This window comes from Microcystis sp. M109S1, from assembly GCF_020247025.1.
Taxonomy (GTDB): Bacteria; Cyanobacteriota; Cyanobacteriia; order Cyanobacteriales; family Microcystaceae; genus Microcystis.
In genome coordinates this window covers 1-6,254 of record NZ_JADBRW010000055.1, presented here as the reverse complement: position 1 = coordinate 6,254, position 6,254 = coordinate 1, and the positions used below count along the sequence as shown (strand labels likewise).

Genomic DNA, 6,254 nt, shown 5'->3' with positions numbered 1-6,254 from the left:
TCTTTAATCCACCGTCTGGCCCGACTGGGTTTGGTGGGCATCAAGGGTTTTCCGTCTTTTGAGATAACAGGAACTCTTTCCATGGAGATAATCCTTAAGAGTAAAGTTAAAGTCCCTTTCCGCAACACAATCAAGATGTCTTGTCTAACAACGCTTTACCAATAAAGCTTAGAGGGAATCCGAACTAGGGAAGCATTCGGAAGTCTGTGCCAGATTGTGTCTCGATGCGGTAGTCTCTACTTGCGTCGCCTAAATTGGTCTAGGCAAGCCCCGTCGCTTTTAGGGCGGGGTTAGTGACAAAGACAATTGCTGTCAAACCAGTGAGCCGAGTATTTTGGATGTATTCGTACTTCCTTGATATGTTTGTCTTTGAGTCTTTCAGTCAATGGGAATTTTAAGGAACCCATCCTTTACTTTAATCCTCGCAATAATCAGGGGGAAATGTCCGTCCGATCCAAAGCAGTCAGGGAGTTAAAAGTATTCACTGTATCTTTAGTGTATAGTGAAATATTCTCAACGTCAAGCCGTCCTTTTAGGCCGGGGTTTCCAACCGATTATTTTCGATGAAAAAATTAATTCTAGCCACGAGTAACCCGGGTAAATTAGCAGAGATAGGCGAATACTTAACTGATATTGACCTAGAATTGCAGTTAAAACCCGATTATTTAGAAATAGAGGAAACAGGGGCGACTTTTACTGAAAATGCCTATTTAAAAGCTGCTCAAATTGCCCTAACATTGGGAGAATGGTCGATCGCTGATGATTCGGGATTGGAAGTAACTGGGTTAGGAAATGCACCGGGGATTTACTCGGCCCGCTACGGTCAAAATGATCGAGAAAGAATCGAGCGCTTAGTCAGAGAATTAGGAGATAATCAGGATCGCTCGGCCCGTTTTGTCTGTGTAATTGCGATCGCCCGTCCCGATGGTGAGATTGCCTTGAGCGCCACAGGAATCTGCACGGGAGAAATTCTCACCAGTCCTAGGGGTGAAGGTGGTTTTGGTTACGATCCGATTTTTTATGTCCCCGAATACGCTTTAACCTTTGCGGAAATGTCTCCGGAATTAAAAAGAAAAATCAGCCACCGAGGACGAGCTTTTGAGCAATTGCTGCCCCATCTCAAGACTCTCGCGGGTACAAATTCATCAAGGCTCTGACTTGTTCAGCATGATAAGAGCTTCTTGTCAAGGGACTCGCAACAATTTGTAAAAATCCCAGAGACTCCCCGTATTCGCGCCAAAGGTTGAACTGTTCGGGGGTGACAAATTCCTGCACACCGAGATGTTTTGGCGATGGTTGCAGATACTGCCCGATGGTGAGAATATCACAATCGACGGCCCGTAAATCGCGCATCACTTGGCGCACTTCCTCGTCGGTTTCCCCCAATCCCACCATAATGCCCGATTTTGTGTAGGTAGCGGGAACAATGGCGCGGGCGCGCTGCAATAATTCTAGAGAACGCTGGTAATCACCCTGGGGACGCACACGACGGTAGAGACGGGGAACGGTTTCGGTATTGTGGTTTAAAACTTCAGGTTTAGCGGCAAGAATTAAAGCTAAAGCCTGCCAATTGCCACAAAGGTCGGGAATCAACACTTCGATAGTGGTTTTTGGAGAAATGCGGCGAATTTCCTCGATACAACCGACAAATTGACTAGCGCCACCATCAGCCAAATCATCGCGATTGACAGAAGTGATCACTACATGATTAAGATCGAGACGTTGCACGGCTGCCGCTAGTCGCTGGGGTTCCGTGGGGTCTAAAGGTTGCGGTTTTTTTTCAAAATCGATATCACAGTAAGGACAGGCGCGAGTGCAAGCAGGACCCATAATTAAAAAGGTAGCCGTCCCTGCGTGGAAACATTCGCCGATATTGGGGCAGGAAGCCTCCTCACAAACGGTATTTAAGCCTAAATCGCGTAAAACCTCCTTAACACTGCCGACTCGTTGCCATTGCGGTGCTTTTACCCGTAACCACTCTGGTTTGACCGTCACGCCTGAATTACTCCGATAATTTTTGCCTATATCTGTAATATCCTAGCAAGTCTCGACCCACTCAAGGCAGAATATGCTATGATAATTTAGCTGAAAATTTTCGGGATGTAGCGCAGCTTGGTAGCGCACTTCGTTCGGGACGAAGGGGCCGCAGGTTCGAATCCTGTCATCCCGATTAAAGACAATCAAGGGGAGATCCCCCCGCCTATCGGCACCCCCCTTATCAAGGGTAGATCCCCCCGCCTATCGGCACCCCCCTTATCAAGGGTAGATCCCCCCGCCTATCGGCACCCCCCTTGATAAGGGGGGCAGGGGGGATCAGAGTCCAAAATCTATCTTCTATTTGATTATAACTACTTATTTACCTCCTCTAAGCCCATGTCTAGATTATTAATCAGCCAGTATCAGGCGGAAGTTGAAAAGATTGTTCAATATGGCGGAAGTCGCAAGGAAACTTCGATTAGAGTCGCTTTTCAGAATTTGTTAAATGACTATTGCAAGGCGCGGGATTTTTTGTTAATTCCTGAGTTGGATTATCGCACCAAGTCGGGTAAAGTTGTCTATCCTGACGGGACGGTAAAGGATGCTTTACGGTTAGATTGGGGATATTGGGAAAGTAAGGACCAATATGATAATTTAGACGAAGAAATTGAGAAGAAGTTGGCGAAAGGCTATCCTAATGACAATATTTTATTTGAAGATTCCCAGACGGCGGTTTTAATTCAAGGAGGAGAGGAAAGACTGCGCGTCTCGATGCGCGATGATGAGGCTTTGGATGGGATTATTAATGCTTTTATTAATTATGTACGTCCGGAAGTTGAGGATTTTCGAGAGGCGATTGATAGTTTTAAGGAAGATTTACCAACAATTTTGGAAGCGTTGCGGGGTTTAATTGCGCGGCAGTCGGAGACGAATCGGAATTTTGTGACAGCGCGGGACAAATTTTTAGAGATTTGTCGCAAGTCAATCAATCCAGAAATTAGTCTGGAAGATGTGCGAGAGATGATTATTCAGCACATCCTGACAGAGGATATTTTTATCAATATTTTTAATGAGTCCCAGTTTCACCGGGAAAATAATATCGCTAGGGAATTGCAGGGAGTGATTGAAACTTTCTTTACTGGTAATACCAAGCGCAATACTTTAGGGACAATTGAACGTTATTATGCGGTAATTCGGCGGACAGCGGCGAATATTTACAACCACCACGAGAAGCAGAAGTTTCTCAAGGCGATTTATGAGAATTTTTATAAAGCGTACAATCCGAAAGCGGCGGACCGGTTGGGAATTGTCTATACACCCAATGAAATTGTCCGTTTTATGATTGAAAGTGTCGATTATTTAGTTCATAAACATTTTGGTAAGTTGTTGGCGGATCCAGGAGTAGAAATTTTAGATCCAGCGACGGGGACAGGAGCTTTTGTGACGGAGTTGATTGAGTATTTACCGAAGGATAAGTTACGGTACAAGTATAAGCATGAGATGCACTGTAATGAGGTGGCAATTCTGCCTTATTATATTGCGAATTTGAATATTGAGTTCACCTACAAGCAGAAGATGGGTGAGTATGAGGAGTTTGAGCATATCTGTTTTGTGGATACCCTAGACCATGCTGCTTTTCATCTCAAGCAGATGAATTTATTTGCCATGTCGGTGGAGAATACCCAACGGATTCAAAATCAAAATGACCGCAATATTTCTGTAATTATTGGTAATCCTCCTTATAATGCAAATCAACAAAATGAGAATGATAATAATAAGAATCGGAAGTATCCGGCGATAGATAAGCGAATTAAGGATACTTATGTCAAGGAAAGTACAGCACAAAAAACTAAAGTTTATGATCCGTATTCTCGCTTCTTTCGTTGGGCTACAGATAGGTTAGGTGAAAATGGAATTATTTCTTTTATTACTAATTCATCTTTTATTAATGCAAAAGGCTTTGATGGGTTTAGAAAAAGTGTAGTCAATGAATTTGATTATATTTATACAATAGACTTAGGAGGAGATATCAGAGAAGGTGATACAACAGGTAATGTTTTTAACATCATTACTGGCGTTGCTATTACTTTTATGATTAAAATCAAATCCAAAAATAAGCTACCTTGTCAAATCATGTATTGTAATACTGAAAATTTTAATTCAGCACAAGAAAAACTTGATTCTTTAGCAAAAACTAAATTTGACTATTTCACCTTTGAACATATTAAACCTGATCATCAAAATAACTGGGTTAATTTAACTGATAATGATTTTGATAATCTAATTTCTATAGCTGATAAAAAGAATAAGTCTATTTTTGAAGTATTTTCTAATGGAGTTGCTACTAATAGAGATGAATGGGTATATGATATTGATTTAGAAAATTTAGAAAATAAAAGTATATTCTTTATTGATGAGTATAATCATGAGGTCAAAAGATGGATTCAATATAAAAAAAATAACAAATATCAAGATATCAAGAAAGAAGATAATCCTATTGTAGATAAGTTTATTGCTGAGAGAAATCTAATTAAATGGAGTTCAAGAATTAAAAGAGATAAATTAAGAAAAGAGAAAACAGATATTTTTAATCGAGAAGATTTGAGAGAATCTCATTATAGACCTTTCGTAAAAAGATATATTTATTTTAGTTATATTCCTATCGACATAAAAGGTTCGCAGCATTTATTTTTCTCTAAAAAAAGTTCTAGTAATCATGTTATCTGTTTTGCGAATAATGAACAGACTGATATTCTTGTTTTAGCTATTAATACTTTATGTGATTTGAATTTTTGTGCAAGAGGATCTAGTTGTTTTGCATTATATACTTATGACGAAAATGGAAATCGCGTTGACAACATCACTGATTGGGGATTGCAACAATTCCAAAACCATTACAAAGATAAAAACCTCACCAAACTCGATATCTTCCACTACACTTATGGAGTCCTCCACAACCCAGAATATCGCACTAAATACGAATTAAACCTGAAGCGAAAATTTCCCCGGCTTCCCTTTTATGATAACTTCTCTCAATGGGTAGAATGGGGAAGCAAACTAATGGAATTACACATCAACTATGAAACCGTCGCACCCTACCCACTAACCCGCATTGATACTAATAATAACCTCAAACCAAAAACTAAACTAAAAGCTGACCGAGAAAAAAATTCTATCAACCTCGATGATATAACTTTCCTACAAGATATTCCCAAAATTGCCTGGGAATATAAACTCGGTAATCGTTCAGCCTTAGAATGGATATTAGATCAATATAAAGAAAAGAAACCCAAAGATCAAACCATCGCCGAAAGATTCAATACCTACCGCTTCGACGATTATAAAGAAACAGTAATTGACTTATTACAAAGAGTCTGTACTGTCAGCGTCGAAACCATGAAAATAATAGAAGCGATGAGACATTAAAAAGATTGCTTCCGGGAAATCTTATTCTACACCCTGCCTCCAGTAAAAACTTTTTGCCGCAAACCCTAAGTAGGGAGGCACAATTATTTGTAGGATGGGTTAGCGGTAGCGTAACATGAGCGGGCGTTGGGTTTCATGCTTCAACCCAACCTACGTTCATCTTATATTTAATTCCACCCACCCACTTACTTTGTATTCTTGTCTAAGTTTTTGTACTCTTTCTGTCTCTCTTGCGGGTGGGTGTAGAGTTTTTTTGCGGGTTATTCTCAAGCGTTCGGCTATTCTGGCCACTGTCGCCACACTTAACACTATACCAGTTCTTTCTAGGAATAGTTTCGATAGTTCAGCCAGAGTTGCGTCATTATTTTCCTCAATTAACGTACCGAGGACGATCATTTGTTCTGGCGTGAGTTTTAAATGACGTCCACATCGATAAGTCTTCGGTCGAACATCTCCCGTTTCTCGATATTGCTTCAAAAGCTTTTGTACGAAACTTAGGGTGACGCAGAATCTTTTCGCTAATTGTCTTTGAGAGATGGGTTCGTTATAATAACAGTCGAGGATTTTCTGACGGAACTCTACTGGATAGGATTTCATTTTTAGTGCGGTTTAGCTATCGATGACATTATACTTCATATTTGTGAGAAAGAAAGAAAAATGTTATAGTGGGTTTTCTGGAGCGACTCAAGCGATCGCTAAAGATGTTATTATCTAGGGTTTGCTGAATAAATCTAAAAACCTTATCCAACAAGGTTTTTAGACTTTTTTTCCCTCAAAAAGTGCCGACCCTTGGAGTGATTGGGGGGAAAATTCCGGGACTTTTTCCCTGAAAATTAGGTAATTGACCACCT

5 protein-coding genes and 1 tRNA gene are annotated in these 6,254 nt (G+C 40.5%); 3 read left to right on the top strand and 3 right to left on the bottom strand.

From position 1 onward, the window contains the following. Positions 1 to 83 (bottom strand): RRXRR domain-containing protein (locus tag IM322_RS02550; protein WP_287713087.1); only part of this gene is annotated, 83 nt, incomplete at its 3' end. 480 nt (positions 84 to 563) lie between these two features. Here IM322_RS02550 and rdgB point away from each other — a divergent pair. After that, positions 564 to 1,157, top strand: a complete 594-nt coding sequence (rdgB, locus tag IM322_RS02545) for an RdgB/HAM1 family non-canonical purine NTP pyrophosphatase (protein WP_287674695.1) — start codon at positions 564 to 566, stop codon at positions 1,155 to 1,157. Here rdgB and lipA read toward each other — a convergent pair. Then, entirely contained in the window at positions 1,120 to 2,025 is a 906-nt protein-coding gene (lipA, locus tag IM322_RS02540) for a lipoyl synthase (protein WP_287674701.1), read from the bottom strand. The two genes, rdgB and lipA, sit on opposite strands and share 38 nt — an antisense overlap. A 71-nt stretch (positions 2,026 to 2,096) precedes the next feature. Between lipA and IM322_RS02535 the strand changes: the two genes are divergently transcribed. Together IM322_RS02535 and IM322_RS02530 are read left to right on the top strand one after the other, a co-directional pair. Then, positions 2,097 to 2,170, top strand: a tRNA-Pro gene (locus IM322_RS02535). Between the two features lie 203 nt (positions 2,171 to 2,373). Beyond that, entirely contained in the window at positions 2,374 to 5,403 is a 3,030-nt protein-coding gene (locus tag IM322_RS02530) for a type ISP restriction/modification enzyme (protein WP_287674697.1), read from the top strand. Between the two features lie 156 nt (positions 5,404 to 5,559). On the opposite strand, the gene IM322_RS02525 is transcribed toward IM322_RS02530, so the two are convergent. Continuing rightward, entirely contained in the window at positions 5,560 to 6,000 is a 441-nt protein-coding gene (locus IM322_RS02525; protein WP_287674699.1) for a helix-turn-helix domain-containing protein, read from the bottom strand. Positions 6,001 to 6,254 lie beyond the last annotated feature (254 nt).

Coding starts and splice junctions, on each gene's coding strand:
- rdgB (WP_287674695.1), top strand. CDS start 564: ATGAAAAAATTAATTCTAGCCACGAGTAACCCGGGTAAATTAGCAGAG.
- IM322_RS02530 (WP_287674697.1), top strand. CDS start 2,374: ATGTCTAGATTATTAATCAGCCAGTATCAGGCGGAAGTTGAAAAGATT.
- IM322_RS02525 (WP_287674699.1), bottom strand. CDS start 6,000: ATGAAATCCTATCCAGTAGAGTTCCGTCAGAAAATCCTCGACTGTTAT.